Annotated in this window: 23 protein-coding genes; 13 read left to right on the top strand and 10 right to left on the bottom strand. The window is 62.1% G+C overall.

The window, feature by feature from the left end:
• Positions 1–49 precede the first annotated feature (49 nt).
• Positions 50–1861 (top strand): ATP-binding cassette domain-containing protein, encoded by a 1812-nt coding sequence (locus AADW23_RS15200; protein ID WP_341861786.1) that lies wholly within the window; start codon positions 50–52, stop codon positions 1859–1861.
• A 9-nt stretch (positions 1862–1870) separates the two neighbouring features.
• Here AADW23_RS15200 and AADW23_RS15195 read toward each other — a convergent pair whose 3' ends face one another.
• The 7 genes from AADW23_RS15195 to AADW23_RS15165 all read right to left on the bottom strand — a co-directional run bounded on the left by AADW23_RS15195 (position 1871) and on the right by AADW23_RS15165 (position 7078).
• Positions 1871–2314 carry a DMT family transporter gene (locus tag AADW23_RS15195; protein WP_341861785.1) on the bottom strand — a complete coding sequence of 148 codons (444 nt, stop codon included), beginning with the start codon at positions 2312–2314 and terminating at the stop codon, positions 1871–1873.
• 15 nt (positions 2315–2329) lie between these two features.
• A complete protein-coding gene (locus AADW23_RS15190) occupies positions 2330–3028 on the bottom strand; it encodes a hypothetical protein (protein ID WP_341861784.1) in 699 nt (232 codons plus the stop codon).
• A 40-nt stretch (positions 3029–3068) separates the two neighbouring features.
• Positions 3069–3473: a PaaI family thioesterase gene (locus AADW23_RS15185; RefSeq protein WP_341861783.1), complete on the bottom strand. Its 405-nt coding sequence runs from the start codon at positions 3471–3473 to the stop codon at positions 3069–3071.
• The gene (locus tag AADW23_RS15180) at positions 3470–3898 is read right to left on the bottom strand and encodes a nuclear transport factor 2 family protein (protein WP_341861782.1); all 429 of its coding nucleotides are present in this window, start codon (positions 3896–3898) and stop codon (positions 3470–3472) included. Before AADW23_RS15180 ends, AADW23_RS15185 begins: the two co-directional genes overlap by 4 nt.
• A gap of 123 nt (positions 3899–4021) precedes the next feature.
• A complete protein-coding gene (locus AADW23_RS15175) occupies positions 4022–4453 on the bottom strand; it encodes a hypothetical protein (RefSeq protein WP_341861781.1) in 432 nt (143 codons plus the stop codon).
• Complete coding sequence (parE, locus tag AADW23_RS15170; protein ID WP_341861780.1) at positions 4446–6407, bottom strand: DNA topoisomerase IV subunit B; 1962 nt, start codon at positions 6405–6407, stop codon at positions 4446–4448. Before parE ends, AADW23_RS15175 begins: the two co-directional genes overlap by 8 nt.
• Positions 6408–6574: 167 nt before the next feature.
• Entirely contained in the window at positions 6575–7078 is a 504-nt protein-coding gene (locus AADW23_RS15165) for a hypothetical protein (protein WP_341861779.1), read from the bottom strand.
• 164 nt (positions 7079–7242) lie between these two features.
• Between AADW23_RS15165 and AADW23_RS15160 the strand changes: the two genes are divergently transcribed.
• The 3 genes from AADW23_RS15160 to AADW23_RS15150 all read left to right on the top strand — a co-directional run bounded on the left by AADW23_RS15160 (position 7243) and on the right by AADW23_RS15150 (position 10274).
• Positions 7243–7911, top strand: a complete 669-nt coding sequence (locus tag AADW23_RS15160; protein ID WP_341861778.1) for a DUF1007 family protein — start codon at positions 7243–7245, stop codon at positions 7909–7911.
• Complete coding sequence (locus AADW23_RS15155) at positions 7908–8825, top strand: hypothetical protein (protein WP_341861777.1); 918 nt, start codon at positions 7908–7910, stop codon at positions 8823–8825. Before AADW23_RS15160 ends, AADW23_RS15155 begins: the two co-directional genes overlap by 4 nt.
• Before the next feature lie 87 nt (positions 8826–8912).
• Positions 8913–10274: an MATE family efflux transporter gene (locus AADW23_RS15150; RefSeq protein WP_341861776.1), complete on the top strand. Its 1362-nt coding sequence runs from the start codon at positions 8913–8915 to the stop codon at positions 10272–10274.
• Positions 10275–10571: 297 nt separating this feature from the next.
• Here AADW23_RS15150 and AADW23_RS15145 read toward each other — a convergent pair whose 3' ends face one another.
• Positions 10572–11948, bottom strand: a complete 1377-nt coding sequence (locus tag AADW23_RS15145; protein WP_341861775.1) for a M20/M25/M40 family metallo-hydrolase — start codon at positions 11946–11948, stop codon at positions 10572–10574.
• Between the two features lie 198 nt (positions 11949–12146).
• Between AADW23_RS15145 and AADW23_RS15140 the strand changes: the two genes are divergently transcribed.
• From AADW23_RS15140 to AADW23_RS15110, 7 genes are all read left to right on the top strand, one after another.
• The gene (locus tag AADW23_RS15140) at positions 12147–12731 is read left to right on the top strand and encodes a recombinase (protein WP_341861774.1); all 585 of its coding nucleotides are present in this window, start codon (positions 12147–12149) and stop codon (positions 12729–12731) included.
• A 204-nt stretch (positions 12732–12935) separates the two neighbouring features.
• Positions 12936–14174: a 5-aminolevulinate synthase gene (hemA, locus tag AADW23_RS15135; protein WP_341861773.1), complete on the top strand. Its 1239-nt coding sequence runs from the start codon at positions 12936–12938 to the stop codon at positions 14172–14174.
• A 271-nt stretch (positions 14175–14445) separates the two neighbouring features.
• Entirely contained in the window at positions 14446–15945 is a 1500-nt protein-coding gene (locus AADW23_RS15130; protein WP_341861772.1) for a RodZ domain-containing protein, read from the top strand.
• A 218-nt stretch (positions 15946–16163) separates the two neighbouring features.
• Positions 16164–17294 (top strand): flavodoxin-dependent (E)-4-hydroxy-3-methylbut-2-enyl-diphosphate synthase, encoded by a 1131-nt coding sequence (gene ispG, locus AADW23_RS15125; RefSeq protein ID WP_341861771.1) that lies wholly within the window; start codon positions 16164–16166, stop codon positions 17292–17294.
• A 161-nt stretch (positions 17295–17455) separates the two neighbouring features.
• Positions 17456–18862, top strand: a complete 1407-nt coding sequence (locus AADW23_RS15120; RefSeq protein ID WP_341861770.1) for an FAD-linked oxidase C-terminal domain-containing protein — start codon at positions 17456–17458, stop codon at positions 18860–18862.
• A complete protein-coding gene (locus tag AADW23_RS15115; protein WP_341861769.1) occupies positions 18862–19581 on the top strand; it encodes a VIT family protein in 720 nt (239 codons plus the stop codon). The genes AADW23_RS15120 and AADW23_RS15115 overlap by 1 nt, the downstream gene beginning before the upstream one ends.
• Positions 19582–19800: 219 nt before the next feature.
• Entirely contained in the window at positions 19801–21687 is a 1887-nt protein-coding gene (locus AADW23_RS15110) for a nucleoside-diphosphate sugar epimerase/dehydratase (protein ID WP_341861768.1), read from the top strand.
• 27 nt (positions 21688–21714) lie between these two features.
• On the opposite strand, the gene AADW23_RS15105 is transcribed toward AADW23_RS15110, so the two are convergent.
• Together AADW23_RS15105 and AADW23_RS15100 are read right to left on the bottom strand one after the other, a co-directional pair.
• Positions 21715–22800 (bottom strand): Gfo/Idh/MocA family oxidoreductase, encoded by a 1086-nt coding sequence (locus tag AADW23_RS15105; protein WP_341861767.1) that lies wholly within the window; start codon positions 22798–22800, stop codon positions 21715–21717.
• Between the two features lie 51 nt (positions 22801–22851).
• Positions 22852–23601 (bottom strand): GntR family transcriptional regulator, encoded by a 750-nt coding sequence (locus AADW23_RS15100; RefSeq protein WP_341861766.1) that lies wholly within the window; start codon positions 23599–23601, stop codon positions 22852–22854.
• 117 nt (positions 23602–23718) lie between these two features.
• Here AADW23_RS15100 and AADW23_RS15095 point away from each other — a divergent pair, with 117 nt between their 5' ends.
• Both AADW23_RS15095 and AADW23_RS15090 read left to right on the top strand, forming a co-directional pair.
• On the top strand, positions 23719–24873 hold the full coding sequence (locus AADW23_RS15095; protein WP_341861765.1) for an LLM class flavin-dependent oxidoreductase: 1155 nt from the start codon (positions 23719–23721) through the stop codon (positions 24871–24873).
• Positions 24873–25763 (top strand): aldo/keto reductase, encoded by an 891-nt coding sequence (locus AADW23_RS15090; RefSeq protein WP_341861764.1) that lies wholly within the window; start codon positions 24873–24875, stop codon positions 25761–25763. Before AADW23_RS15095 ends, AADW23_RS15090 begins: the two co-directional genes overlap by 1 nt.
• Positions 25764–25802: the final 39 nt, after the last annotated feature.

Here is a 25802-nt window from a genome sequence, read left to right as displayed (position 1 = left end):
CCTGCGCGCGGCGCTTGATTGTCCGGCCTTCGTGCCGTACGCCGCGTTCATGGCCAGACCTCCTCTCTTACAGCTTTCCGACATCGCCCTGACTTTCGGCGGCGATCCCGTATTTTCCTCGTTGGACCTTGTGGTTCAGGCGGGCGACCGCATGGCACTTGTGGGGCGCAACGGCTCGGGCAAATCGACCCTGATGAAGGTGATGGCAGGGCTGGTAGAGGCCGACGCCGGCAGCCGGGTTTTGCCCGATGGCACGACGGTAGGCTATCTGGAGCAGGAACCCGATTTTGAGGGGTTCGAGACCCTCGGCGAATTCGCCCTCGCGACCCTTGGCCCGTCGGAAGCGTGGCGCGTGGAAGCCGCCGCAGAAGGCCTGAAGCTGAACCTGGAGGCCCGCGTTGACGCGGCCTCGGGCGGGGAACGCCGCCGCGCCGCTTTGGCGCGCCTGCTGGCGGAAGCGCCCGAATTGATGCTGCTGGACGAGCCGACCAACCATCTGGATATCGACGCGATTGAATGGCTGGAGGGAGAGCTGAAATCCACCAAGGCGGGCTTCATCCTGATCTCTCACGACCGGGCATTTCTTAAGGCTTTGGCCCGTGGCACCCTATGGCTGGATCGCGGCGTCGTGCGCCGGCGCGATGGCAGTTTTGACGGCTTTGAAGAGTGGCGCGATACCGTTTGGGCCGAAGAGGACATGCAGCGCCATAAGCTGGATCGGAAGATCAAGGCCGAGGCCCGTTGGGCGGTTGAGGGCATCTCGGCGCGGCGCAAACGCAACCAGGGTCGGGTGCGGGCGTTGGGGGATTTGCGGGCTGAGCGGTCTTCAATGATCCGACGTCAGGGCACCGCGGCGATGCAGCTGGAAGCGGGCAATGCCTCGGGCAAGCGGGTGATTGAAGCGCGTGGTATATCAAAGACTTACGGCGACAAGGTGATTTTGCAACCGTTTGATCTGCGGGTGTTGCGCGGTGACCGGGTGGCCTTTGTTGGCCCGAACGGCGCAGGTAAGACGACGCTGCTGAAAATGCTGGTCGGAGAGCTGCCGCCCGACACCGGGGAAGTCATCCTTGGCACCGGGATCGAGATGGCGGTGTTCGATCAAACCCGCTCGGCCCTGGACCCAAACGCGACCCTTTGGGAAAGCCTCACCAACGACCCGACACTGGGTGTCTCTGGCAGCTCGGACCAAGTTCTGGTGCGCGGTGCGCCGCGCCATGTGGTGGGTTATCTTAAGGATTTCCTCTTTGATGAGGCCCAGGCCCGCGCCCCCGTCCGCTCCTTGTCGGGCGGTGAAAAAGCGCGACTGTTGCTGGCGCGGATCATGGCCAAGGAAAGCAACCTTCTGGTTCTCGATGAACCGACCAACGATCTCGATGTCGAGACGCTGGATCTTCTGCAAGATCTTCTGGGCGACTACCCCGGTACGGTGCTTCTGGTCTCCCATGATCGGGACTTTCTGGACCGTGTGGCGACGGCTACCATCGCGCTGGAAGGCGCGGGCAAGGCGGTTGTCTACGCCGGCGGTTGGACGGATATGTTGGCCCAACGCGGCGACAAACCGCGCCCGGATTCCGAGAAAGCCCGTGCCAAGGCTGCGAAGAAAGCGGAGCAACCCGTTGAGAAGGCCGCGAAATCTTCCCTATCCTTCACAGAAAAACACCGTCTGGAAGAACTGCCTTCCGTCATCGCACGGCTAGAGGCCGAGATCGCGAAATTGTCCGAGCTGTTGTCCGATCCGCAGATCTACACGACCCAAGCCGTGAAGGCGCAGAAGGCCTCCGACGCGCTGGCGGAACGTCAGGCATTGCTGGAAGAGGCAGAGCTTGAATGGTTAACGCTGGAAGAGAAGGCCGGTTAGCGGAATTGGTTAACGGGCCGCGCCCAATTGCGTGATCGCGACCCCAAGGGCCATGACGGATATCCCGGTCAATCGCAGGCCAGTCACCGCATGCACCTGCGCGCCGAACAGCCCGAAATGGTCGATCGCGGCTGAGCTGACCAACTGTCCCACGATAACGAAAAACACCGCGTTCCCGACGCCGAATGCGGGCGCCACATAGGTGATGCTCAGCACGTAAAAGGCCACGAGAATGCCCGCCAGAAACAAGTGTTTTGGCTGTGCCGGAATGGCACGCAGGGCCTCTGGCCCAGTCAAAATCATGGTGACGGTTGCGGTGATGAACGCGACGATGAAAAGTATCGTCGCCGCCGCCGCGGGAGAGCCGATGTTGGCCCCCAACCGCGCGTTCAATGCGGCTAGAACCGGGATGCCGATCCCGGCGGCGAACATGATAAGGGCCTGGGTGGGCATAGGGTAAGCCTTTGATTAGGAACAGATACCGCGAATGGGCGCATCTTCCCACGGCAGAAAAATGGGGGTGCTGTCGGCACGGTCTTGCAAGGGCGTGACAGGCATTACTTGGCCGATCAGAGCCTCTAATCTTGCTGTCCGCGCGCCCTGCGGGTCGGTGGCACGGCAACAGACGTATTCCTCTACCAACGAGGCCTGCTGTTCGTACCCATAAGACAAGAACGGCCGAGGGTCGTCATTGGAAAAAAGGTAAGGATCGTCGATAGTTGCGTGTTCTGCAAAAGCGCGGAACGGGTGGTATCCGGTCAGCTCTCGGTTTTGCCATTGCCAGATGTGGGTCATCTCATGGGCAAAGAACATCGCCGCCACAAGGCTGCGGGTGCCATCGGGGAATTCCGTGTAGTCGTCGATGACCAGATCTTCGCGCAGGTATAGCGTGTTGAAGAAGACGATCCCCCCGGTTCGCGCCGAGATTGTGGGCGTCTGCGGTGGCGGCACGATCCTCTCTCGGCAGGTGGTGGGCGGGCGTGTGGCGTAGGTCTGGGTGATGAGGCCGACAAAGGGGTTTTGGGTGATCCGCACGGCGCTTGGATCTAAGGTGTCACCCTGCAATTCAGCCATATAGGCAGCCTCGGTATCCGTTAACGGACGCCCGCAGCCGGCCAGAAACGCGGCAGCGGCAAAGGTCAACAAGATCAGGTGCATTTTTCGCATGTGCGAGAACGTGCCGTGATTTCAGACCCGACACAAGCGCTTAGGGCAGGGCGAGCGTGGCCGTCGCGGTGGCCACCAATTTGCCGCTGTCCTGGGCGGTCAAATCGGCCCGCGCGAAAGCCATCGAGCGGCCCGCGCGGATGATCTCCGCCCGACACAAGATCGCAGTTCCCGTGCCGGGCCGCAGGAATTGCGTGTCGAGCGTGACCGTTCCCGCCGGCACGAACGCGCCGCGATGCCCCGCCAGCGCAAGGATCACGCTGGTGTCGGCCAGCGCCGTCAAGGCCTGCCCGCTTACGATCCCGCCCACGCGCATCAACCGAGCCGACAGGGGCATTCGGGTGATCGTGTGGCTTACCGCGACCTCAACCACCGATAGGTCCAAGTCCAACACCCACGGGGCAAAATGTTCGGCCAACGTGGCTTGAAGATCGGCTGAGGTCATTGCACGGCCAGCACGTGATACATGTCGCGGGCCAGCAGAATTTGGCCGTCAATGACCTGCCAAAGATGCATGTAACGGGTGACGATCCGGTTCTCGCCCACTTGCAGAACAACCTCTCCGATGGCGACGGCAGTGGTCTCGGTGGCCTGGATGTCAAAGGTGGTGAACTGCACGTCCCGCGCACCGCCTTCAATGGCATCGGCGTAGTGCTGCATGATCGCGTCGCGCCCGATTATCATCCTCTCACCGGGGGCCAAAAGCGCCGCATCGGGGGCGTAGATCGCTCCAATCGCGGCCACATCCTGGGCATTGTACGCGGCCACAAGGGCATCAATGCGGGCGATGATCGGGTTGGAAGTGTCGTTGCTTTGGGCGTGAACAGCCGCGGGAAGCAACAGGGCGAGAGCAAGTAAAAGAGCGCGCATGGGAAACAGCTTTCGGTTGTGAATATGCGCGTGAGTGTGGGCCAGAGCAGGCGATTTGGGAAGAGTAGACCGGGCCTTGGCCCGGTTTCCCGCCATTCCCGGGCCACGACTTGGCCCTAAGGATCAAGCCACTTGCAGGTCGAACACTTCCCCATCGGTCGTCTCGCACACCCCAATCGCTGTGATCTGCACGCCCGTATAGCGGAATTCGCAGCGCATGGAGCGGCCGCCGTCGCTTGTCAGGATCGCCGTGCCGAAGCCGGCTTCCGTCTCGGACAACAGCCGCGCGGTGGAACGTAGGACCGATCCGTTGCCATAGGCTTGCAGCAACTCCAGGCTTTGGTTTGCCCCTTCTCGCACCGCGACCCAGCGGCCCGAGAATGTCTCGTGGGGGGTGATGATCGTCATGTCGCCGGAGTTGCGCAACACGCCTTGGGTGATCTCCCCCGATCCGGTCAGGCCGGTGCGGCGGCTCATGATCAGGGTTTCCGGGTCCGAGCCGCAGCCAGATAGCGTGAGGGCGGCGGCAACCGTTAATGCCGTCAACCTAAACATCCAATTCCTCCACAAAACGGGCATTTTCCTGGATGTATTGGAACCGCATCTCGGGCTTTTTGCCCATCAATCGCTCCACCAGATCGCCGGTTTCGCCGGGCACGTCGTCGTCCACGGACACTCGGATCAACTTGCGTGATCCGGGGTCCATCGTGGTTTCCTTCAGGTCTTTCGCGTCCATCTCCCCCAGACCCTTGAAGCGGGAGACGTCGATTTTGCCGCGTCCGCCCAAGCCCTTTTCCAGCCACGCGTCACGCTCTTCCTCGTCGACGCAATAGACGCGGTGGGCGCCTTGGGTCAGGCGGAACAGGGGCGGGCAGGCCAGATACAGGTGGCCGCCGTCAATCATCGGGCGCATCTGGCTGAAGAAGAACGTCATCAACAGAGCCGCAATATGCGCGCCGTCCACGTCCGCGTCGGTCATGATGATGATCTTGTCGTAGCGCAGGTCTTCTATGTTGAACTTGGTGCCCATGCCGACGCCAAGGGCCTGACACAAATCGGAAATCTCGGCGTTTTGCCCCAGTTTGGACGAGGCCGCCCCCAACACGTTCAGGATCTTCCCGCGCAACGGCAGCAGCGCCTGATTTTTCCGGTTCCGCGCCATTTTGGCAGACCCGCCCGCGGAATCACCCTCCACGATGAACAGTTCGGTGCCGTCGCGGGCCGATTGCGAGCAGTCCACCAGCTTACCCGGCAGGCGCAGCTTTTTGGTGGCGGTCTTGCGCTGAGTCTCTTTCTCTTGCTTGCGGCGCAGGCGTTCTTCGGCGCGCAGCACAAGGAAATCGAGGATCGCGCCCGCTTCCTTGGTGTTTTGCCCCAGCCAGTTGTCGAAGTGGTCACGTACCGCTTGCTCGACCAGTCTTTGCGCTTCGGTCGTGGCCAAACGGTCCTTGGTTTGTCCGACGAATTCGGGCTCCGAGATGAAGCACGACACCAACGCGCCCGCGCCTGTCTGCAAATCATCGCGGGTGATGTTGGCGGCCTTCTTGTTGCCTGCCAGCTCGCCATAGGCGCGGATGCCTTTCAGGATCGCGGCCCAGAACCCCGCCTCGTGGGTGCCGCCCTCGGGCGTGGGGACGGTGTTACAGTAGGACTGGATGAAGCCGTCACGCGCGGGCGTCCAGGAAATCGCCCATTCGACCGAGCCGGGGACCGAGAAGCGCGACTGGAAATCCACCTTTCCGGCAAAGGGCTTGTCGGTGTAGGTGACCGCTTTCCCCAAGGTCTCCACAAGGTAATCGGACAGGCCGCCGGGAAAGTGGAACACCGCTTCGGCCGGGGTTTCGCCGTCATCAATGGCGGACTTCCAGCGGATTTCGACGCCGCTGAACAAATATGCCTTGGAGCGCACCGTCTTGATCAACCGTGCCGGTTTGAACCGATGCGACCCGAATATCTGCTCGTCGGCATGAAATGTAGTGGTGGTCCCCCGACGGTTAGGGGCCGCGCCGATTTCCTCGACCGGGCCAAGGGGGATACCGCGTGAAAAGCGTTGCTCCACCAACTTACGGTCCCGCGCGACCTGCACCACCATGCTATCGGACAACGCGTTGACCACCGAGGCGCCAACCCCGTGCAGACCGCCCGAGGTCTGATAGGCCTTACCGCTGAACTTGCCGCCCGCGTGAAGGGTGCAAAGGATCACCTCCAGCGCGGATTTGCCTGGGAACTTGGGGTGTGGGTCAAAGGGCATGCCGCGCCCATTATCGCGGATGGTGACCGAATAATCGGCGTGCAGCTCCACCTCGATGCGCGTGGCGTGGCCGGCCACCGCTTCATCCATGGAGTTATCCAGGACTTCCGCCACAAGATGGTGCAACGCCCGCTCATCCGTGCCGCCGATATACATGCCGGGGCGTTTGCGGACGGGTTCCAACCCTTCAAGAACCTCGATGGAGGAGGCGTCATAGGCCTGCGCGTCGGGCGTGCCGGAGAGAAGGTCGTCAGCCATGTGTCTGCTCTATGTTGTGGGCGGTTTTCCCAATAATGGCAGGTTTGGGGGGCAGGGGGAAGGGCACTCCGCAGGGCAGTGCCACTAACGGGAGCAGAAAAACAAAAGCACCCGGCGCGGTCCGCGCGGACCCCAGCAGGTGCAACAAAATCTAGGGGGAATTGGGTTTAGTTGGTGGCCGTAGGCGCGTTGGCCATGGTCATGTAGTAAGGGGTGGAGCCACCAAAGCCGAAGTAATGGTCCAGGATACCGTCATCCACGATGTTGCGCTGATACGCGACCGAGGCGAGCGCGACCAAAGTGACAAGCTCTTGCTCGGTGATCGTGCCTTCTTCCATCGCGGTGATGCCAGCGGCCAGGTTGGTGATGACATCGTGGTTCATCAGCTCTTCAACTTCCGAATAGGCAGTTTCTGCCTGCGTCTCGGAAATGGCGCCCACGGCAAGGATCGGCTCGAAGTGGTTGGCATAGAATTGCACCCACTCATCGCTCAACTGACGCGACCGCAACTCGCTATCCATGCGCATGGACAAGTTCTCGATGGTATCGGTCATGATCGCCGTGGTGGCGATGGCAACGCTTACGGCGCCGGCAGACAGGACGGTCCAGTCAACGCTCATCGCGCCGCGGTCGTCTGCCAAGTAGTTTGATACGAGTGTAAGAACAGTCACAAAACTAGCCTCTTCATGGGTGGGGCTGTTTTGCGCAATGAAAAGGGCAGCAATGTGGCGCATTGTATCACGAATTGTGAACAATACGAATTAGATTGAGCAACAATTCGCACGACCGCCCTGGGACCGCTTGCAGCACGGTCCCACGCGGACAATAAGACGCCATGAGATTTCCACGGTCAAGACCCGGCCACGCGCTGAACATCGCCCTGGGGGCCCTTGTAGGCTTGTGGCCAAGTGCGATCTGGGCGCATCCGCATATCTTTGTAGATGCTGGTTTGGCGATTGTGGTGGAAGGTGGGCGCGTTACCTCGGTCGAGGTCACATGGCTCTATGATGAGCTTTATTCCCTGATTTTGCTGGAAGATTACAACCTCGATCCCGACTTTGACCTGCACCTGACGGAACAGGAGGTTGCCCAAACCCTCGGGTTCGATCTGGATTGGTCCTACGGGTTTGAGGGCGGTCTAGTGATGCAACGCGATGGTGTGGCGCTGGAACTGGGCCCGCCCGAGCCGGTGTCGCTGGAGCTGGTGGCAGAAGGCCAGTTGCGCACGGTCCACCGCCGCGCGGTCGTGGATACCGATGCCGAAGGGGCGCTTTTGGCGCAAGTGTTTGACCCGGAATTCTACGTTGCATTTGAAATGACCGGAGAGATGAGCGTGAACGGCGCCCAATGTACGCCGCAGCTGATCCGCGCCGACATTGATGCCGCCTACGCCGGGTTAGAGGCCGCGATGGACGCCATCGGCGGCGCGGTCGCCGCAGAAGATAACTTCCCTGCCGTGGGGGAATTGTTTGCAGATCGGGTGGTTTTTGAATGCGGGCCATGATGCCGAAGGTCATTGCAACGGTCGTCGTGGCCCTCGTTCTGGCAGGCGCCGTGCTGTGGCTGTTGGGGGCGGACCGGATCGTGTCCACCTGGGCGCTCGAGGGTCAACGCGAGGCACAGGGCGCCATGGCCGGCGCCTTGCGCCGCTTGCGCAGCGGCGACGCCACGGCGGTCGCCTCACTGATGGCAGTGTGCTTCGGCTACGGCTTCTTCCACGCGGCAGGTCCCGGCCACGGCAAAGTGTTGATCGGCGGCTACGGCGCGGCCCGACAGGTAAGTGCTACGCGGCTTTCGCTGGTGGCGCTGGCCTCCAGCCTCGCCCAAGGGCTGACGGCAGTGGTGCTTGTGGGGGCAGGCCTGTGGCTGGTGGGCTGGAGCCGAGAGAGGATGACCCAGATGGCGGACGAGCTCTTTGCCCCGCTCAGCTTTCTGGCAATTGCGCTGGTGGGTCTTTGGCTGGTCTGGCGCGGCGCGCGCGGCTTGTGGCGATTGCAACAGGCCCACCACCACGACGACCACGACCACCGCCATGAAGGCCCCGACCTTGTTTGCAGCAGCTGCGGCCATGCCCACGCCCCGTCGCCCGAGGCCGTCGCCCATGCCACCGGATTGCGAGAAATCATCACCCTGATCGCCGCCGTCGCCATCCGCCCCTGTACCGGGGCGCTGTTCGTGCTGATCCTGACCGCGCAGATGGGGGTGTTCTGGGCCGGGGTCATGGGCGCGTTCGCCATGGCCTTGGGCACTGCCAGCGTCACCATTTTGGTCGCTCTGGCCTCTGTCGGATTGCGTAAGGGGGCCCTTGCGGGCCTGGCCGAAAGCGCGGCTCTGGCCCGGGCGCAGCCGATGATCGAGCTTGCCGTGGGCGCCATCATCGCAGCGATTGCCCTTCAACTGACCTTCGCCGCCCTTTAGCCATTCGGGCGTTGCGCAGCCGCCCTCTTTGCCTTGCCTGAAAACTGTGCGCTTGCCCCTTTCGACAAGCCCTCGTAAGGCAATGGAATGACACTCAGTTCCCACATCCGCGCCACCCTGAAATTGGGTCTGCCCCTGATCGGCGGCCAATTGGCTCAGGTCTTTATCGGCGTGACGGACACGGTGATGATCGGCTGGTACGGGGTGGAGGAACTTGCCGCCGTGGCGCTTGGCTCGTCCTATTTCCACCTGATCTTGATCCTTGGCATGGGTTTCGGCTTGGCCGTCATGCCCATGGTCGCTTCGGCCGCGGCCCGAGATGACGACCAACAGGTGCGCCGGGTCACGCGCATGGGGTTGTGGATCTCTTTGGGGTTTGCGGCACTGGTGATGCCGCTGTTTTGGTACTCCGAGGCGCTTTTGCTGTGGTCGGGCCAAACGGCGCAGGTGTCGGCGGACGCGCAAACCTATCTGCGCATCGCCGGGTGGGCGATCTGGCCCGGTTGCCTGTTGGTGGTGCTGCGGTCCCACCTCAGCGCGTTGGAGCGGCCCAATATCGTGCTTTGGGCTTGGGTGGGCGGCGTATTCCTGAACGCAGGCATCAACTGGGTGCTGATCTTCGGCAACCTGGGCGCGCCCGAGATGGGGATCGCGGGTGCGGCGACGGCGTCGGTCTTCACCAATCTGCTTATACTGCTGGTCCTCGCGCTCTATGCCTCCCGCGCCGAGGGCCTGCGCCACTACGCGCTGTTCACCCGCTTCTGGCGCCCCGATTGGGAGGCTCTCTTGCAGGTCTTCCGCTTGGGCTGGCCCATCGCGATCACGTTGTTGTCCGAAGCCGGGTTGTTCATGGCCACGATGATCATGATGGGCTGGATCGGCACGATGGAGCTGGCCGCCCACGGGATCGCGCTCCAGATCATATCAATCACGTTCATGATCCATATCGGCCTCAGCTCTGCGGCGACGGTCCGCATTGGCCGCACCAGAAGCCGCAATGACGCGCCCGCCCTGCGCCTCGCCGCCTGGGCCGCGCTTATCCTGTCGGGCGTCACGGTGGCTGTGACGATCGTGGCGCTCATGTCCTTTGCCGAGCCGCTGGTGGGCCTTTTCGTGGACCCCTCCGACCCCCTTCGCCCGCAGATTATCGCCATCGGCGCCAGCCTGTTGATCGTGGCGTGCATCTTTCAACTGGCCGATGCCGCACAGGTCATGGCGCTGGGCCTGCTGCGCGGCGTGCAGGATACGAATGTGCCCATGGTCTACGCCTTCATCAGCTACTGGATCATCGGCGTGCCCCTGGCCTATGCGCTCGGCTTTCCCCTGGGATGGGAGGGCGAAGGCATTTGGGTCGGACTGGCAATCGGCCTGGCGGTGGCGGGCCTAGTCCTGGTGATCCGCTTCTGGCGCATCGCCGCGCGGCTGGGATCAGAGCCATCGCCCGCCTAGGATCACGCCCCTTAACCAGCGCTCCGCTTTTGGCATCCGGTGTGCAGTTAAGATGGATATTTGAAGAACGAGGAATTTAAGGTCAGCCCCCAGTTTAAAACCGGGGGCCTTCCTCGTTCACGGTCATCGGCTTCCCAGCCTGTACCGTGCCATGACACTAGCACGCGATTGGTTAAGGAAGCGTTACGGGCCCCTTCCTCGTTCTAAAAATATTCCCGGGGGGCGGCTTTTCCCTTAGGAAAAGACGTGGGGGCAGAGCCCCCTAGGGCCGTGCAACCCACACACCGCCCGCTAACCTTACCCCTGCGCCAAGCCTCCCAATACCCGCGCCCATGACCGGATGCCTCGGTGGAAGCTTTCCACATCGTACTTCTCATTGGGCGAATGGATCGCGTCGTCATCCTTGCCGAACCCGGCCAGGACCGAATCCATGCCGAGGATCTCCTTGAAATAGCCGGCCACCGGGATCGAGCCGCCGCAGCCGATAAACGCGGCATCTCCGGGCCATTCGTCACTCAACGCCTTCAGCGTCGTCTCGAAAACAGGGTGGCTCGTGTCCATTTGACTGGCCGGAGAGCCGATGGCCGGCGCGAAGCTGGCGGTGCAGTCGGGCGGCAGTTGCGCCTCGACCCAGGCTTTGAAATTATCGTGCAACCGGGCCGGGTCCTGGCCCGCCACCAAACGGAAGCTGACCTTGGCGTGGGCCTGCGAAGGCAGCACCGTCTTGAACCCCGCGCCGGTGTAGCCGCCCCAGATGCCGTTGACCTCTGCTGTGGGACGCGACCAGATCATCTCCAGCGGCGTGCGCCCCGCCTCGCCCGCAGGTGCGCTCAGCCCCACCGGGGCCAGAAACGCCTGCGCATCGAAATTCAGCTTGTTCCAACTTTCCCGCAGCGCGTCGCTGATCTCGGGTACGTCGTCGTAGAAACCCGGCACCGTGACGGCGCCTTTTTCGTCGTGCAGCCCCGCCAGAATGCCCGACAACACCCGGATCGGGTTCATCGCGATGCCGCCGAACATGCCGGAGTGCAGGTCGATGCTCGGCCCCGTGATGGTCAGCTCTTCCTTCATCATCCCGCGCAACTGCGTCACGATCGCGGGCACGCCTTCGGCAAACAGGCCCGTGTCGCAGATGAAGGCCACCTCCGCTTTCAACTCGTCCGCGTGGGCTTCCATGAACGGCACCAGCGATGGCGAGCCGCTTTCCTCTTCGCCTTCCAGAAAGATCGTCACCTTGGCGGGCAGTTTCCCGGTCACCGCTTTCCACGCGCGGCAGGCCTCGATGAAGGTCATCAGCTGGCCCTTGTCGTCCGACGCCCCCCGGGCGCGGATCACGGGCTTGCCGTTTTGCTCCTCTATCACCGGATCAAAGGGGTCGCGGTTCCACAGATCCAGCGGGTCCACCGGTTGCACATCATAGTGGCCGTAGAACAGCACATGGGGCCCCTCGTCATTGCCGTGGGCCACAACCATCGGATGTCCCGTCGTCTCACGTACAGATGCGTCGAACCCAAGCTCGTTCAGGTCATCGGCCAAAATCTGCGCCGCCTTCGCCACGTCGCCATCATAGGCAGGATCGGTCGAGATCGAAGGCACACGCAGCAGCGTCATCAAACGCTCCATTGCGGCATCCAGATCGGCGTCCACACGGGCGAGAACAGCGTCGAGGGTCATGGGGGCACTCCTATAGGGAAAACATTTGCCGTCATCTTGGCGAGCCGGGCAGGGGGGCGCAACGCGAATGCGCCGCCGCGCGCGGGGGCAAGGGATCAACCCCGCTCCCGTTAACGTGAACAAGGTTTATTACGTTTACCTCAGGGTAGCGATTAGCCTGCTTTCACCACGGGACCAAAACCAGCAGGACAGCCAGATATGTACACCCGCCTTATTCTTTCCGCCGCCGTCGTTGCGGCCACCAGCAGCGTGGCCCTTGCCGACGCGCATTCTTGCACGTTCGAGGCTGACATCCTCGATTTCACCCAAGAGCAGATCGACGCGCTGTATGACTGCGTAAGCGATGAGTTGCTGGAGAACTACCAATCCGGCGACAATGAAGTCGCCGCCGTCTACCGCGACTGGGGACACGCCCAAACCGGCCCCGCCGCGCCGGGCTTCCATGGCGGGCGCTTCCTGAATACCTTCGTCAACGAAGTGGGCTTTGATGCTTACATCCAGTACGAAGACGACGATGAAGCTTTCGAGATGCCCGTGGGCTCTGTCATCGCCAAGGAAAGCTACACCCTGCGCGACGGCGCCCCGCGCCGGGGCCCGCTGTTCATCATGACCCGTGCCGAAACCGCCGATTACCCCGATACCGACGGCTGGATCTATTCCGCGGTGCAGCCTGGCGGCGATCCCATGGGCATCTCTCAAAGCTTTTGTCACGATTGCCATGGCGGCTACACGCATTCCGACAGCCTCGGATATCCGGCCTTCGACGTACGCTTGAGCCAATAATACCGCTTGCCCCCGGTCCCCGCAGCGCTGTGATGCGACGTCAGCGGGGGCCGGTTTCCCTTTTCTTTTATATGTTTGATGCAGATCAAAGTCCGCCTCGCGGCAAAATGTAGCTTGGCGTTCTGGAAGCGGGCGCAATATGTCTGCACCAGCGCGGGAATCCCCCGCTTTAGCCATCTATCTGCGGAGGCGACTGCGCCCCCGATGAGGAGACCGCCAGTGAACTACGATTCCGCGCTCGATGCTGCCCTTGGCAAGCTGCACGACGAAGGCCGCTACCGGACCTTCATTGATATTGAGCGTCGTAAAGGCCAGTTCCCCCACGCTGTCTGGAAAAAGCCCGACGGGTCCGAGCAGGAAATCACCGTTTGGTGCGGCAACGACTACCTTGGCATGGGCCAGCATCCGGTGGTTCTGGAAGCGATGCACGAGGCGTTGGAAGCCACGGGCGCAGGCTCGGGTGGGACACGCAACATCTCCGGCACGACCGTCTACCACAAGGCGCTGGAGGCAGAGCTTTGCGATCTGCACGGCAAGGAAGCGGCGCTGGTTTTCACCTCGGCCTATATCGCCAATGACGCGACGCTTTCCACGCTACCCAAGCTGTTTCCCGGCCTGATTATCTATTCCGATGCGCTCAACCATGCCTCGATGATCGAAGGCGTACGCCGCAACGGCGGGGCCAAGCGCATCTTCCGCCACAACGATGTGGCCCATCTGCGTGAATTGCTGGAGGCCGACGATCCCGCCGCGCCCAAGCTGATCGCGTTCGAGTCGATCTATTCCATGGATGGCGATTTCGGCCCGATCAAGGAACTCTGCGATCTGGCCGATGAATTCGGTGCCCTGACCTACCTCGATGAAGTCCACGCCGTCGGCCTCTACGGTCCGCGCGGGGCAGGGGTGGCCGAGCGGGACGGCCTGATGGACCGCCTCGACATCATCAACGGCACCTTGGGCAAGGCGTTCGGCGTCCACGGCGGCTATATCGCCGCGTCTGAAAAGATGTGTGACGCGGTGCGCAGCTACGCGCCCGGTTTCATCTTCACCACCTCCATTCCGCCCGCGGTTGCCGCGGGGGCGGCGGCGTCGGTTCGGCACCTGAAGACGGATCAAGCCCTGCGTGATCTGCACCAGGAACGTGCCGCCGTGCTGAAACTGCGCCTGAAGGGCATGGGACTGCCGGTGATTGACCACGGCAGCCACATCGTTCCCGTGATGGTCGGCAACCCCGTCCACACCAAGGCTATTTCCGATGCGCTGCTGGCCGATTTCGGCATCTATGCGCAGCCGATCAACTACCCTACCGTGCCCCGCGGGACCGAGCGTTTGCGCTTCACCCCCTCTCCGGTGCACGACACGGGCATGATCGACGGGTTGGTGAAGGCAATGGATGGCCTGTGGTCTCATTGCGCATTGAACCGGCAGGAACTGGCGGGCTGACGCCTTTTGCCGGACAAGATTGAGCGTCTGCGCAAACTTTGGGCAGGCGCTACCTATGCCCTTATTTAGCAATGAAAAAGATGCGCGTGTTCTCGCCTAGGGTGGTAACTGTGTCATCTTGCAGGGTGCATTCGTGCAACGCACGATGATATCTACGGGCCACGGCGGCAGACTCTCTTTGGGAATCACACCGGTTGGGGTAACATCTAGTTGTATTCGGACGCACCACTACTAGGCAGAGTGGGCTAACCATAGAATCGGGGCAGGCCGCATGGGCCAGGACAACGGGCAGTATTGGGACCACGAGACAGAGGGCCAGGCGCAAGCTTCTGGCACCCCGTCTTCAGACGTGTGCCCCTCGGCGATATCAGAAGTGCCCGTCATGCCGGCGTTTGACGGCTATGACCTGAATGACGTCCCCCTGGGCGACCTGATGCGTGGCGAGCGGGCCACCTTGGGCAAATCGTTGCTCGACGTGGAGCGAGAGCTTCGGATTCGCGCCACCTACATCGCCGCCATCGAAAACGCCGACGTGGGCGCGTTCCAGTCTCCGGGCTTCATTGCCGGTTACGTGCGCTCCTATGCCCGTTACCTCAACATTGATCCCGAATGGACGTTCCGCCGCTTCTGCGATGAAACCGGCTTCCGGGGCATCCACGGCAGTGCCAGCAGTCAGGCGGCCACGGTCAAACGCTCTGTCTCCACGGCGCCGCGCCGGATGGACCCGAACGAGGTGATGTCCTCGTCGCGGATCTCCTACGCGCAAACGAACGATAGCTTGCTGTCTCGGGTCGAACCCGGCGCCCTGGGCTCTGTCGCTGTGCTGGTCGTTCTGGCGCTTGGCATCGGCTACGGTGCCTGGGCGATCCTGCACGACATCCAACGCCTGCAAATTGCCCCGATTGATGAGGCACCGGCCTTGCCCCTCGCGCAACTCGACCCCTTGTCCGGGGTGCAGACAGGCACGCCCACATTCGGCGGCGACCAAAGCTTCGATATTGCAATGCCGGGGCCAGAGGCGGGCAATACGCTCTACCGCCCCCAAGCCCTCGAAGCCCCCGTGCTGACGCCGCGCGATGGCGCGCTGGCCACCCTGAACCCCGATGAGGTCGGCACCCTCCCAGCCAGCACAGGCACAACCTCTGCCGCGGCTCCAACAACCGTGGCCGATGCCGGCGCCAGCGCAAACAGCGCCGTCCAGGTCACCGCAGGCCGCGCCGATGAGGTGATGATCTTCGCGACCCGCCCCACATGGGTCCGCATCTCCTCCGCCGACGGCTCGACCCTCTACGAGGCGACACTCAACGCCGGCGATAGCTACGTGGTGCCCGCCTCCGATGGCGCGCCGCGCCTGCGCTCCGGCAACGCGGGCTCTCTCTATTTTGCGGTCAACGGCGTGGCGCTCGGCCCCGCGGGCGCAGGCGCTACAATCGTGCGCGATGTGGAACTCACCGCCGATGCGGTAACGGCCACCTATCAAATTGCCGATACCGAGGCTGACCCAGACCTCACCCAAGTCGCCTCCTTGATGTTCGACGCCACATCCGTGCCCGATGTGGCCCCCGTCGTGCCCGCCACGCCGAACCCGGCCCCGGCGGCGCTGGCCTATAACCCCACTGGCCCCGCACCCAACCAGCCTCAGGCTCAGACCCTCGCGCTGTTCCCCGAAATCCCCGCCGATGTCGCCGCCGCGATTCACGCCAGCAACGCGCTGCCCGTAACGGTTCTGACCCCTTCCGCGACGGATGAGCGTCCAATCCCACGCCCCTGAAACGCGGCGTCCAACAAACAGCGCCCCGACACCGCCCGCATCCCCGCAAACCGCGCGGCTCTGGCACAACGCCCTCCCTTCACCTTTTTTCAAATATCGAATCCTCCTCCCACCTCCCTCGGGTCGGTGTCTTTTTGCCGCGATCCAAACCATCGCGTTGTCCCTGCGTCCCGACAGCCTTATCTAGAGCGTAACCAGCACGAGAAGGCCCGCGCCCCATGTCCCATAACCCGATCCGCCCTTGGCGCAACATCGAGCGGCGCAAAAGCCGTCAGATCATGGTAGGCAACGTGCCCGTGGGCGGCGACGCGCCAATCTCCGTGCAGACCATGACCAACACGCTGACCACGGACGCCAGCGCCACCATCAAACAGGTAATCGCCGCGGCCGAAGCGGGGGCCGACATCGTCCGCGTCTCGGTCCCCGACGCAGAGTCCGCCAAAGCCATGCACGAGATCTGCCGCGAAAGCCCGGTTCCGATCGTGGCCGACATCCACTTCCACTACAAACGCGGAATTGAGGCCGCCGAGGCCGGCGCCGCCTGTCTGCGCATCAACCCTGGCAACATTGGCGACGCCACCCGTGTGAAAGAGGTCGTCAAGGCCGCCCGAGACCACAATTGCTCGATCCGCATCGGCGTGAACGCAGGCAGCCTGGAAAGGCACCTGCTGGAAAAATACGGAGAGCCTTGCCCCGACGCGATGGTCGAATCCGGCATGGCCCACATCAAGCTTCTGGAAGACAACGACTTTCACGAGTTCAAGATTTCCATGAAGGCGTCCGACATCTTCATGACCGCCGCCGCCTATAGCCAGCTCGCCGATCAAACCGACGCGCCATTCCACATGGGCATTACCGAAGCGGGCGGCTTTGTCGGCGGCACGGTCAAATCAGCCATCGGCCTTGGAAACCTGCTCTGGTCCGGCATCGGTGACACCATGCGCGTGTCTTTGTCGGCCGATCCGGTGGAAGAGGTGAAGATCGGGTTCGAAATCCTGAAATCCCTGGGCCTGCGCCACCGGGGGGTGAACATCATCTCCTGCCCCTCCTGCGCGCGGCAAGGCTTCGACGTTATCAAGACGGTGGAAAAGCTGGAAGAACGGCTGGAGCATATCAAGACGCCCATGAGCCTCTCGATCATCGGATGCGTCGTGAATGGCCCGGGAGAGGCGTTGATGACGGACGTCGGCTTCACCGGCGGCGGCGCCGGCAGCGGTATGGTTTATCTGGCGGGCAAGCAAAGCCATAAGATGAGCAATGACCAGATGGTCGATCACATTGTCGAGCAGGTCGAAAAGCGCGCCGAAGTGATCGAAGCGCAGCGCCGCGCCGAGGAGGCAGCGCTTTAGCTGCCGAGGAGGCGGCTGACACGGAGCGAAGCGATTGAGACGCCGATGGATTGCTTGGGGATAGGACGGGATTGAGTTGTATTTACCAAGATGAAGGAGCCAGCGCTTGAGAGCTGCCAGCGGGGGCGATAGGTGTTGGGGAAGATTTCAGGGAGGCTCCCATGGGCGTGCAGGAAGACATTCAGCGGAACGATGAAGGTATCGCCACGGCGCTAGGCATCCTGACCCAAGCCTATGGTCCTCGGGTCGAGACCGGTTTGGCCCTGCGCGAGCAGCATGGTCATACGACCACCTGGCTGCGAAATCAGCCCCCCGACGCGGTGATATTCCCCAGGTCCACCGAAGAAGTGCAAGGCATCGTGCGGATTTGTGCGGCTCATAAGGTGCCGATCATCCCCTTTGGGACCGGGACGTCTCTGGAGGGGCATGTAAATGCGCCCGCGGGCGGGATCTCGTTGGATTTCAGCCAGATGGATGCAATTCTTGAGGTGCATGCCGAGGATATGGATGTGGTCATTCAGCCGGGCGTGACGCGCAAGGCGCTCAATACTTATCTGCGCGATACGGGGTTGTTCTTTCCCATTGATCCGGGCGCTGACGCGTCCCTGGGGGGGATGGCGGCCACGCGCGCCAGCGGCACGTGCGCCGTGCGATATGGCACGATGAAAGACAACGTATTGGCGCTGAAGGCGGTCTTGCCATCGGGTGAAATCCTGAAAACGGCGGCGCGGGCGCGGAAGACCTCGGCCGGGTATGATTTGACCCGGTTGATGGTCGGCTCCGAGGGTACGCTTGGCATCATCACGGAGCTTACCTTGAAGCTTCAGGGCATCCCCGAGGCGACCTCGGCGGCGACTTGTTCTTTCGCGAGCCTTGAGGATGCGTCCAACGCGGTGATTGCGTGCTTCCAATACGGCCTCCCTGTGGCCCGGATTGAGTTGCTGAACGCGTTGCAGGTGAGGGCGTGCAATGCCTATTCCAAATTATCGCTGCCCGAGGCACCGTTGCTTTTGTTGGAGTTTCACGGGTCTGAGACCGGCGTGACCGAGCAGGCGGAGTTGTTCGGAGAGATTGCCGCAGATCACGGCGGGACGGGGTTTGAGCTGACGGTTAAAGAAGAGGACCGCGCAAAGCTGTGGCAGGCGCGCCATGATGCCTATTGGGCGGCCCTGCAACTGCGCCCCGGCGCGAAAGGGATCTCCACCGATGTCTGTGTGCCGATTTCTCGGCTGGCGGAATGCGTCGCGGCGGCAGAGGCGAAGTTGGATGAATTGGGCGTGATGGCTCCCATCGTTGGCCACGTGGGGGACGGTAACTTCCACGCGCTCCTGTTGCTGGATATGGACAACCCGGCCGAGATAGAGGTGGCAGAGGGCTTCATCGGCTGGCTCAATGATCTGGCCATATCAATGGACGGGACCTGCACCGGAGAGCATGGGATCGGGCAGGGCAAAGCCAAGTATCTGGAGCGAGAGCTCGGCACCGGCGCGATGCAGGTGATGGGCGCGATCAAGCGTGGCATTGATCCTGACAATATCTTCAATCCCGGCAAACTGGCGCTGTCGTAATGGTCCGTCCGACTGCCTCTGGGGTGCCTTCCGCCCACGCTGAACCGCATCTGTCGGGCCGGGCGGGCTGGTTGCGGGCGGCGGTGATGGGGGCCAATGATGGCATCTTGTCCACGGCGTCACTGATTGCCGGTGTGGCGGCGGGCTCGGGCGACCACGGCACGATCTTTTTGGCCGGTCTTGCGGGGTTGGTGGCCGGGGCCCTTTCCATGGCGGCGGGCGAATACGTTTCTGTTTCCAGCCAGGCCGACGCCGAGCACGCCGACATGGAGCGTGAACGCGAGGAATTGGAGCTTAACCCCGAGGCGGAATTGGCCGAATTGACCGCCATTTACGTGCAGCGGGGATTGTCGGTTGATCTGGCCGAGCGTGTGGCCATTGATTTGACCGAAGTGGATGCCTTGACCGCCCATTTGCGCGATGAGATCGGGCTCACCGATTTGTCCCCTCCGCGTCCGGTTCAGGCGGCGGTCGTGTCGGGGTTAACCTTTGCCGCCGGGGCGGCGGTGCCACTGGTTGTCTCTTGGATCGCCCCGCTTGATGGCGTAGTGATCTGGGTTGCCGTTGCGACCTTGGTGGCCTTGGGGTCACTGGGGGCCCTTGGGGCGCAGGCTGGGGGGGCGCCCAAGGGCCGCGCGGCTGTGCGGGTCATGTTGTGGGGCGCCATAGCAATGGCGGCGACAACGGCCATTGGGGCGATGGTGGGCGGCGCGGTATAGATGCCGTGAGGTCGGCTCGAATTCGCCGACCCTGATCCAGCTTGCGCAAAACTGTTGTTTATTCCCCGATTGTTAAGGGGAAATTAACCATTTTCTTTACATTTGACGGGTGTGGAATTGTTCGATACCGCCATGCGGTAGTGAACGTGATATCGTATACGTCGTTGGATCGCTGGCTTTTTTGGTCTTTTGTGACCCTCCGCGTTTAGAGAGACATTGATGAACCTTAGCTCTCTTTCCCGCAAGCAGAAGCGGATCATGTTTCTGGTGTTCGATTGTGGCCTTGCCCCGATCGCCCTTTATCTGGCCTTTGCCTTGCGGTTCGGCACCGGGCTGCCGTTTGCTCAGATTGAGGGGTCATTGCCGCTTTTTGCGGTGATAATCTTCATCTCGCCGTTTCTGATCGTTGCCTTCCGACTGCCCTGGATCAAGCTGACCGCGCTGGAATTTTCGTCTTTGACAAGGATCGCCTCGGCGGCCGCCGTCCTGGGCCTCGTCGCCATGTCGACCAGCTACGTGATGAACCTTGGCGCCCCGCGTTCCGTGCCGATCATCTTGGCGGTGACCTTCTTTGGCCTTTCAATATTTGGCCGGACGCTGCTCTTCATGCTTATCCAACGCTCTTGGAGTAGCCGGGATGGCGTACCGGTGGCCATCTACGGAGCGGGGGCGGCGGGCATTCAGTTGGCCTCTGCCCTGCGGCGCAGTCAAGAGGTCAACCCGGTCATATTCATTGACGACAACCCCGCGCTGCATGGGTTGATTATGTCGGGCCTGTTTGTGGCCGCGCCGCGTCGCCTGCGTGAAATGGTCGAGCACGGCCGCGTTAAACGTATCCTTGTGGCGATGCCGTCGATGCCCAAAGGGCAGTTGGATACCCTCCTGACGCGGCTGGGGGAATTGCCCTGTGAAGTGCAGGTCCTGCCCTCGTATGTCGATCTTATTTCGGGACGGTCGACGCAGTTGAATACCGTGTCACCCGATGCACTTTTGGGCCGGGGTAAGGTGGCGCTGGATGTGCCTGATATCGCCAAGGCCTATGCCGGTCGCTCGGTTATGGTGACCGGGGCGGGCGGCTCGATCGGGTCGGAGCTATGCCGCCAATTGCTGGAATGCAGCCCGGCGCGGATCGTGTTTCTGGAACGCTCGGAACTGGCGCTTTACCAGATCGACCGGGAAATTCGCCCCGCCGCTGCCCTGCGCGGGATCGAGGTGACGGCTCGGCTCGGCTCGGTCACCGATGGGGCGCGGGTACGCGCCGTGCTGGAACAAGAAGGCGTGGAAATCGTCATTCATTCCGCCGCCTACAAACACGTGCCGCTGGTGGAAGAGAACGAGTTGGAAGGCGCGCGTAACAATACTCTTGGCACCCAAACCGTTGCCGCCGCCGCGGAGGCCGCGGGATGTGAGCGCTTCATTCTGGTCTCCACCGACAAGGCCATTCGCCCGACCAACATCATGGGCGCCACCAAACGTATGGCCGAACTGGTCATTCAGGATATGGCGTCGCGGGCGAGCAAAACCCGGTTCTCCATGGTGCGTTTCGGCAATGTTCTGGGCTCCTCCGGCTCGGTCCTGCCGCTGTTCCAAGACCAGATCCGCAAGGGCGGCCCCGTTACCGTAACCGACGAGAAAGTCACGCGTTTCTTCATGACCATTCCCGAAGCCGCACGGCTTGTGCTGCTGGCGGGGGCCTATTCCGAAGGCGGTGATGTCTTCGTTCTGGATATGGGCAAACCGATGCGGATCATCGACATCGCCAAACGCATGATCTTGATGTCGGGCGCCACCGTGCGCGAGGGCGATGAAGGCCCCGGCATTGCGATTGAGATTACTGGCCTGCGTCCCGGCGAAAAGCTGTATGAGGAACTGCTGATCGACGCGGCCTCGATGCAAACCACCCCCCACGAGAAGATTTTGCGTGCCCAGGAAGATCGCCTCAGCCAGATCGAAGTGGCCGGAATGGTGCGGGAGCTGCGTGGCGCGATCGACGCGGGCGATGCGTCGCGTGTTCGGGCGGCCGTAAAGGCCTCGGTGAAGGGCTATCAGTTGCCCAACGTCGGCAAAGACACAGAACACGCCACCGCGCCGAGGGTGTCCGGTTAACGTCTTGCGGCGCTGGCAGCCGCTGACCTAGTTCAGATCAACGGCGCGGCCCGTACGTGCGCTTTCCTGCGCCGCCATGCCCATGCGCACCGCCATAGCCCCATCGTTCAAGGTGACCTCAGGGCTTGCGCCGTTGCGGACGACATCCAGAAACTGGACGTGCTGATAATAGGTCGATCCGTGGTGATCGCCTGCGGTCAGCAGATCCTTATCCACCGGCGTGTCATGGACAACTTGCCCCGTTGTCGGCGCGCGCGGGCTGACCACCACTTTGGGCATCGGCGCGGGCCCCAGATCGGGGTTCCAGAACCTCGTGGGGCCGGGCACCAATGCCTCGATCTTGCCCGCCGGACCTACGGCGCTGATCTCCTCCTGATACTCGCTGCCCTCGGCAAACATGCACAGCTCCAGCAGCGCACGCGCGCCGCCTTTGAAGTCCACAATCACATAGCCGTTGTCCCAAATGTCCGGCGTCTCACCGGCGTAGCGTTCATCCAGATGGTTCACTGACTGCCCGGCGCTGGCCATGATCCGAATAGGTTCATCGTCTAGAATCAGGCGCATAAGGTCGAAGAAATGGCAGCACTTCTCAACAAATGTGCCGCCAGAGTTGCGGTTGAAGCGGTTCCAATCGCCAACTTTCTCAAGGAACGGAAACCGATGCTCGCGGATCGTCAGCATCTTGATCCCGCCTGTTGCGCCCTCCACCATCTCGCGGAATTTGGCGACGGGGGGCATGTAGCGATACTCCATCGCGACCCAGATCGGGGCGCCATAGCTTTGCAAGGCGGCCACCACTGCGGCGTCCTCTGGCGCAGTATAGAGCGGCTTTTCGCACAGGATCGGCAGCGTCACCTTGGCTGTAATTTCTTTAAGCTGCCCGACGTGGCAAAAATTAGGAGAGGCGATCACCAGCGCGTCCAGATCATCGCGCGCCAGCAACGCATCCAGGCTGTCGCAACGCACCGCATCGGGCACCAGCGCCAGCGCTTTCGCCGCCATGTGGTCGTCCGGTTCATAAAACGCCGTCACTGCCGTGTCTGGCAACAAGGCGATGTTGCGAATGTGCTCTTGGCCCATCATGCCCGCGCCCACGAGGCCGTATCTTGTCATGTAATTGTCCTTTGTGCGGCCCCAGGGGCCGGTGTCTCGGGTACCGTCGGATCACGGAACTCTCGAATAATATTGAGCGAGTTCAGGGTTGAACCATGTCCACGACGCCTCGCACGGCATCCCGTGCTGGTCATAGGCGCGGCGTTCCACGAAGCCCGCAAAGCTGCCCGGCGCCAGCCCCAGTTCGGGCGGTGTCCAGTCGGGCAGGGGGGCCGCGCTGATGACGTCCTCGGCCTCGCGAATGTGCAGGCCAAGGCGGTCGGCGTAGGTGCGATACAAAGATTCCGAGACCGTCCGCGCGTTCAGCCCGTTGTCATCATGCCACCGCAGATCGAGCCAGATTTCCTCGACCGCTACCGGAATATCCGCCAGGAACCGCAGCCGCCGCATCCGTATGCCCACGTCAAAACTGCGCCCGATATTGGGCAGATCGTCGGGCTTCTTGGCCTTCCTGATGTCCAGAAGTCGCGCCGTGGGAAGCCCGCCGCCGACCCCGCGCAGCTCCAGCCGAAACAGCGCGTAGGTGCCGATGTTCGTGGCCCCGCCAAGCACGTAGTTCCCCGAGCCCTGTCGCCGCTCAATCAGGCCGCGCTCCACCAGAAGTTTCAGCGCCTTTCGCAAGGTCGCCACGGCCACGCCCTTGTCGCGGGCCATCTCGCGTTCGGGGGGAAGCTTCTCGCCGGGGGCCAAACGGCCGCCGCCAATGTCGATGGTTAACGCCTCGGCGATCCGCAGGTAAGTCGGCAACGCGCCCGAGGCGGCGTCGATGGTCGTCGCGGCGTTTTCTGTGTCCTCGGACATCACGACCTCCCTCGCGTTTTCCGAAATTGATATACCATTGATATACCCTTGTCGGATTGCTACGCCTTAGGACAAGAACGGTCAAGGGCCCGATATGGGCGAGGGGAGAGCGCGCATATGACAGTGGTTCCAGTCACATCGGCAGATCTAGACGCGGCAGAGGTCAGCTGGTTCGCCGCGCTCTGCTCGGACGATTACGAATTCCTCGGCGTGCCCGACGGCAAACTGCGCTCCTCCTGGGACCATTGCAGCGGTTTGGTGCGCGAAGCCGAGGCTCAGGGCTTCCGCAACATCCTGTGCCCTTCGTCATATCAAGTGGGCCAGGATACCCTGTCTTTTGTGGCGGGATGCGCGCCAATCACAAGCAAAATCAACATGTTGGCCGCTGTCCGCTGTGGCGAGATGCAACCCATCATGCTGGCCCGAACAGTGGCCACGTTGGATCATATGTTGCAAGGCCGCCTGACGGTTAACATCATTTCCTCCGACTTCCCGGGCGAGAAGGCCGACAGCGCGTTCCGCTACCAACGCTCCCGCGAGGTGGTGGAAATCCTCAAACAGGCATGGACCCAGGACGAGATCAATTATCACGGCCAAGTCTATGATTTCGAAGGGTTAACCACTGATCCCGTGCGCCCCTACCAGACCGGCGGCCCGCTTTTGTATTTTGGTGGCTATTCCCCTTCGGCGCTGGAGCTGTGCGGCCAGCATTGCGACGTCTACCTGATGTGGCCCGAGCCGAAAGAGGCCTTGGCGCAGCGGATGAAAGACGTCAACCAAGTGGCTGAAAACTATGGCAGAACCTTGGATTACGGCCTGCGCGTCCACATGATCGTGCGCGACACCGAAGCGGAGGCGCGCGACTATGCAGAGCATCTGACCTCCAAGCTGGATGACGAATACGGCCAGTTGATCCGCGAACGCGCCCTCGACAGCACGTCCTTGGGCGTGGCCCATCAGGCTAAGGCACGGGAATTGGCCGATAAATTCGGCTACGTGGAGCCGCACCTCTGGACCGGCATTGGCCGCGCCCGCTCGGGCTGTGGGGCGGCTTTGGTGGGCTCTGCCGATCAGGTTCTGACCCAGATCGAAGAGTATCAAAAGATGGGCATCCGCGCCTTCATCTTCTCGGGCTATCCGCATATGGATGAGTGCAAGCACTTCGGCCGCTTGGTCATGCCAGAGCTGAAAACATGTTCATTGCCAGAGGCTTACGGGCGCGTCCCGGCCTCGGCACCAGCCACACCACTCGGCGTAGGGGAGAGACGATAATGGATCGCGTTACACTTGGCGGGGTTGATATGTCCCGCATCGTTTACGGGATGTGGCGCTTGGGCGACGACGCGGATACCTCTGCGGCCCACGTGCAGGCGAAGGTGGAGGCCTGCTTGGCGCAGGGCATCACCACGATGGATCAGGCCGACATCTATGGCGGCTACGCCGCCGAGGCGCTCCTCGGGCACGCCCTCCTCGCCGCGCCCACGCTGCGCGATCAGATCGAGATCGTGACGAAATGCGATATCGTGGCACCCATGGGCCTGCACGCGGACAAGCGGGTGAAATACTATGACACCAGCGCGGATTATGTGACGGCGGCAGTCGATAGGTCATTGAAAAACATGAACATTGACGTGATCGACCTGTTGTTGATCCACCGCCCTGATCCGTTGATGGACCACGTGGAAACGGGCGCTTGTCTGGACGCTTTGGTGGCATCGGGCAAGGTGCGCGCGGTCGGCACATCGAATTTCCGCCCGTGGGATTGGGAGCTTTTGCAATCGGCGATGAAGACCCCGTTGGCGACGAACCAGATAGAGGCCTCGGTCCTGTGCCACGCGCCGTTTACCAATGGCGATGTCGCGTTCCATCAGCGCCAAGGCCAGCCGATCATGGCGTGGTCGCCGCTGGCGGGCGGGGCGTTGTTTGGCGACGAAGGGGCCGCCGTTCGCGCGGTGCTGGACCGGATCGGCGCCGATCATGGTGTGGGTGCCGATGCGGTTGCCGTGGCGTGGCTCCTGCGTCACCCGGCGCAGATCATGCCGGTGATGGGGACCAATAACCTCAACCGGATCAAGGGCTTGTCAGACGCGATACAGGTCACGCTGGACCGTCAGGATTGGTACGAGATCTACACCGCAGCCCTCGGTCACGAGGTCGCCTGACGCGGCGAGAACGGCTTGGCCCTGTCAGGGGCCGGGCCG

The sequence above is a fragment of the Gymnodinialimonas sp. 57CJ19 genome (assembly GCF_038396845.1).
Taxonomy (GTDB): domain Bacteria; phylum Pseudomonadota; class Alphaproteobacteria; order Rhodobacterales; family Rhodobacteraceae; genus Gymnodinialimonas.
The sequence above is the reverse complement of the archived record's forward strand: the minus strand, read 5'-3'. Positions and strand labels throughout refer to the sequence as shown.

Bases quoted from the DNA above. Each gene is read 5' to 3' on its own strand.
- AADW23_RS15155 (WP_341861777.1), top strand. From the start codon at position 7,908: ATGATGCCGAAGGTCATTGCAACGGTCGTCGTGGCCCTCGTTCTGGCA.
- AADW23_RS15095 (WP_341861765.1), top strand. From the start codon at position 23,719: ATGACAGTGGTTCCAGTCACATCGGCAGATCTAGACGCGGCAGAGGTC.
- AADW23_RS15110 (WP_341861768.1), top strand. From the start codon at position 19,801: ATGAACCTTAGCTCTCTTTCCCGCAAGCAGAAGCGGATCATGTTTCTG.
- AADW23_RS15190 (WP_341861784.1), bottom strand. From the start codon at position 3,028: ATGCGAAAAATGCACCTGATCTTGTTGACCTTTGCCGCTGCCGCGTTT.
- AADW23_RS15150 (WP_341861776.1), top strand. From the start codon at position 8,913: ATGACACTCAGTTCCCACATCCGCGCCACCCTGAAATTGGGTCTGCCC.
- AADW23_RS15180 (WP_341861782.1), bottom strand. From the start codon at position 3,898: ATGCGCGCTCTTTTACTTGCTCTCGCCCTGTTGCTTCCCGCGGCTGTT.
- AADW23_RS15185 (WP_341861783.1), bottom strand. From the start codon at position 3,473: ATGACCTCAGCCGATCTTCAAGCCACGTTGGCCGAACATTTTGCCCCG.
- AADW23_RS15160 (WP_341861778.1), top strand. From the start codon at position 7,243: ATGAGATTTCCACGGTCAAGACCCGGCCACGCGCTGAACATCGCCCTG.
- AADW23_RS15175 (WP_341861781.1), bottom strand. From the start codon at position 4,453: ATGTTTAGGTTGACGGCATTAACGGTTGCCGCCGCCCTCACGCTATCT.
- AADW23_RS15140 (WP_341861774.1), top strand. From the start codon at position 12,147: ATGTACACCCGCCTTATTCTTTCCGCCGCCGTCGTTGCGGCCACCAGC.
- AADW23_RS15115 (WP_341861769.1), top strand. From the start codon at position 18,862: ATGGTCCGTCCGACTGCCTCTGGGGTGCCTTCCGCCCACGCTGAACCG.
- AADW23_RS15120 (WP_341861770.1), top strand. From the start codon at position 17,456: ATGGGCGTGCAGGAAGACATTCAGCGGAACGATGAAGGTATCGCCACG.
- ispG (WP_341861771.1), top strand. From the start codon at position 16,164: ATGTCCCATAACCCGATCCGCCCTTGGCGCAACATCGAGCGGCGCAAA.
- parE (WP_341861780.1), bottom strand. From the start codon at position 6,407: ATGGCTGACGACCTTCTCTCCGGCACGCCCGACGCGCAGGCCTATGAC.
- AADW23_RS15130 (WP_341861772.1), top strand. From the start codon at position 14,446: ATGGGCCAGGACAACGGGCAGTATTGGGACCACGAGACAGAGGGCCAG.
- AADW23_RS15100 (WP_341861766.1), bottom strand. From the start codon at position 23,601: ATGTCCGAGGACACAGAAAACGCCGCGACGACCATCGACGCCGCCTCG.
- AADW23_RS15090 (WP_341861764.1), top strand. From the start codon at position 24,873: ATGGATCGCGTTACACTTGGCGGGGTTGATATGTCCCGCATCGTTTAC.
- AADW23_RS15195 (WP_341861785.1), bottom strand. From the start codon at position 2,314: ATGCCCACCCAGGCCCTTATCATGTTCGCCGCCGGGATCGGCATCCCG.
- AADW23_RS15105 (WP_341861767.1), bottom strand. From the start codon at position 22,800: ATGACAAGATACGGCCTCGTGGGCGCGGGCATGATGGGCCAAGAGCAC.
- AADW23_RS15200 (WP_341861786.1), top strand. From the start codon at position 50: ATGGCCAGACCTCCTCTCTTACAGCTTTCCGACATCGCCCTGACTTTC.
- hemA (WP_341861773.1), top strand. From the start codon at position 12,936: ATGAGGAGACCGCCAGTGAACTACGATTCCGCGCTCGATGCTGCCCTT.
- AADW23_RS15145 (WP_341861775.1), bottom strand. From the start codon at position 11,948: ATGACCCTCGACGCTGTTCTCGCCCGTGTGGACGCCGATCTGGATGCC.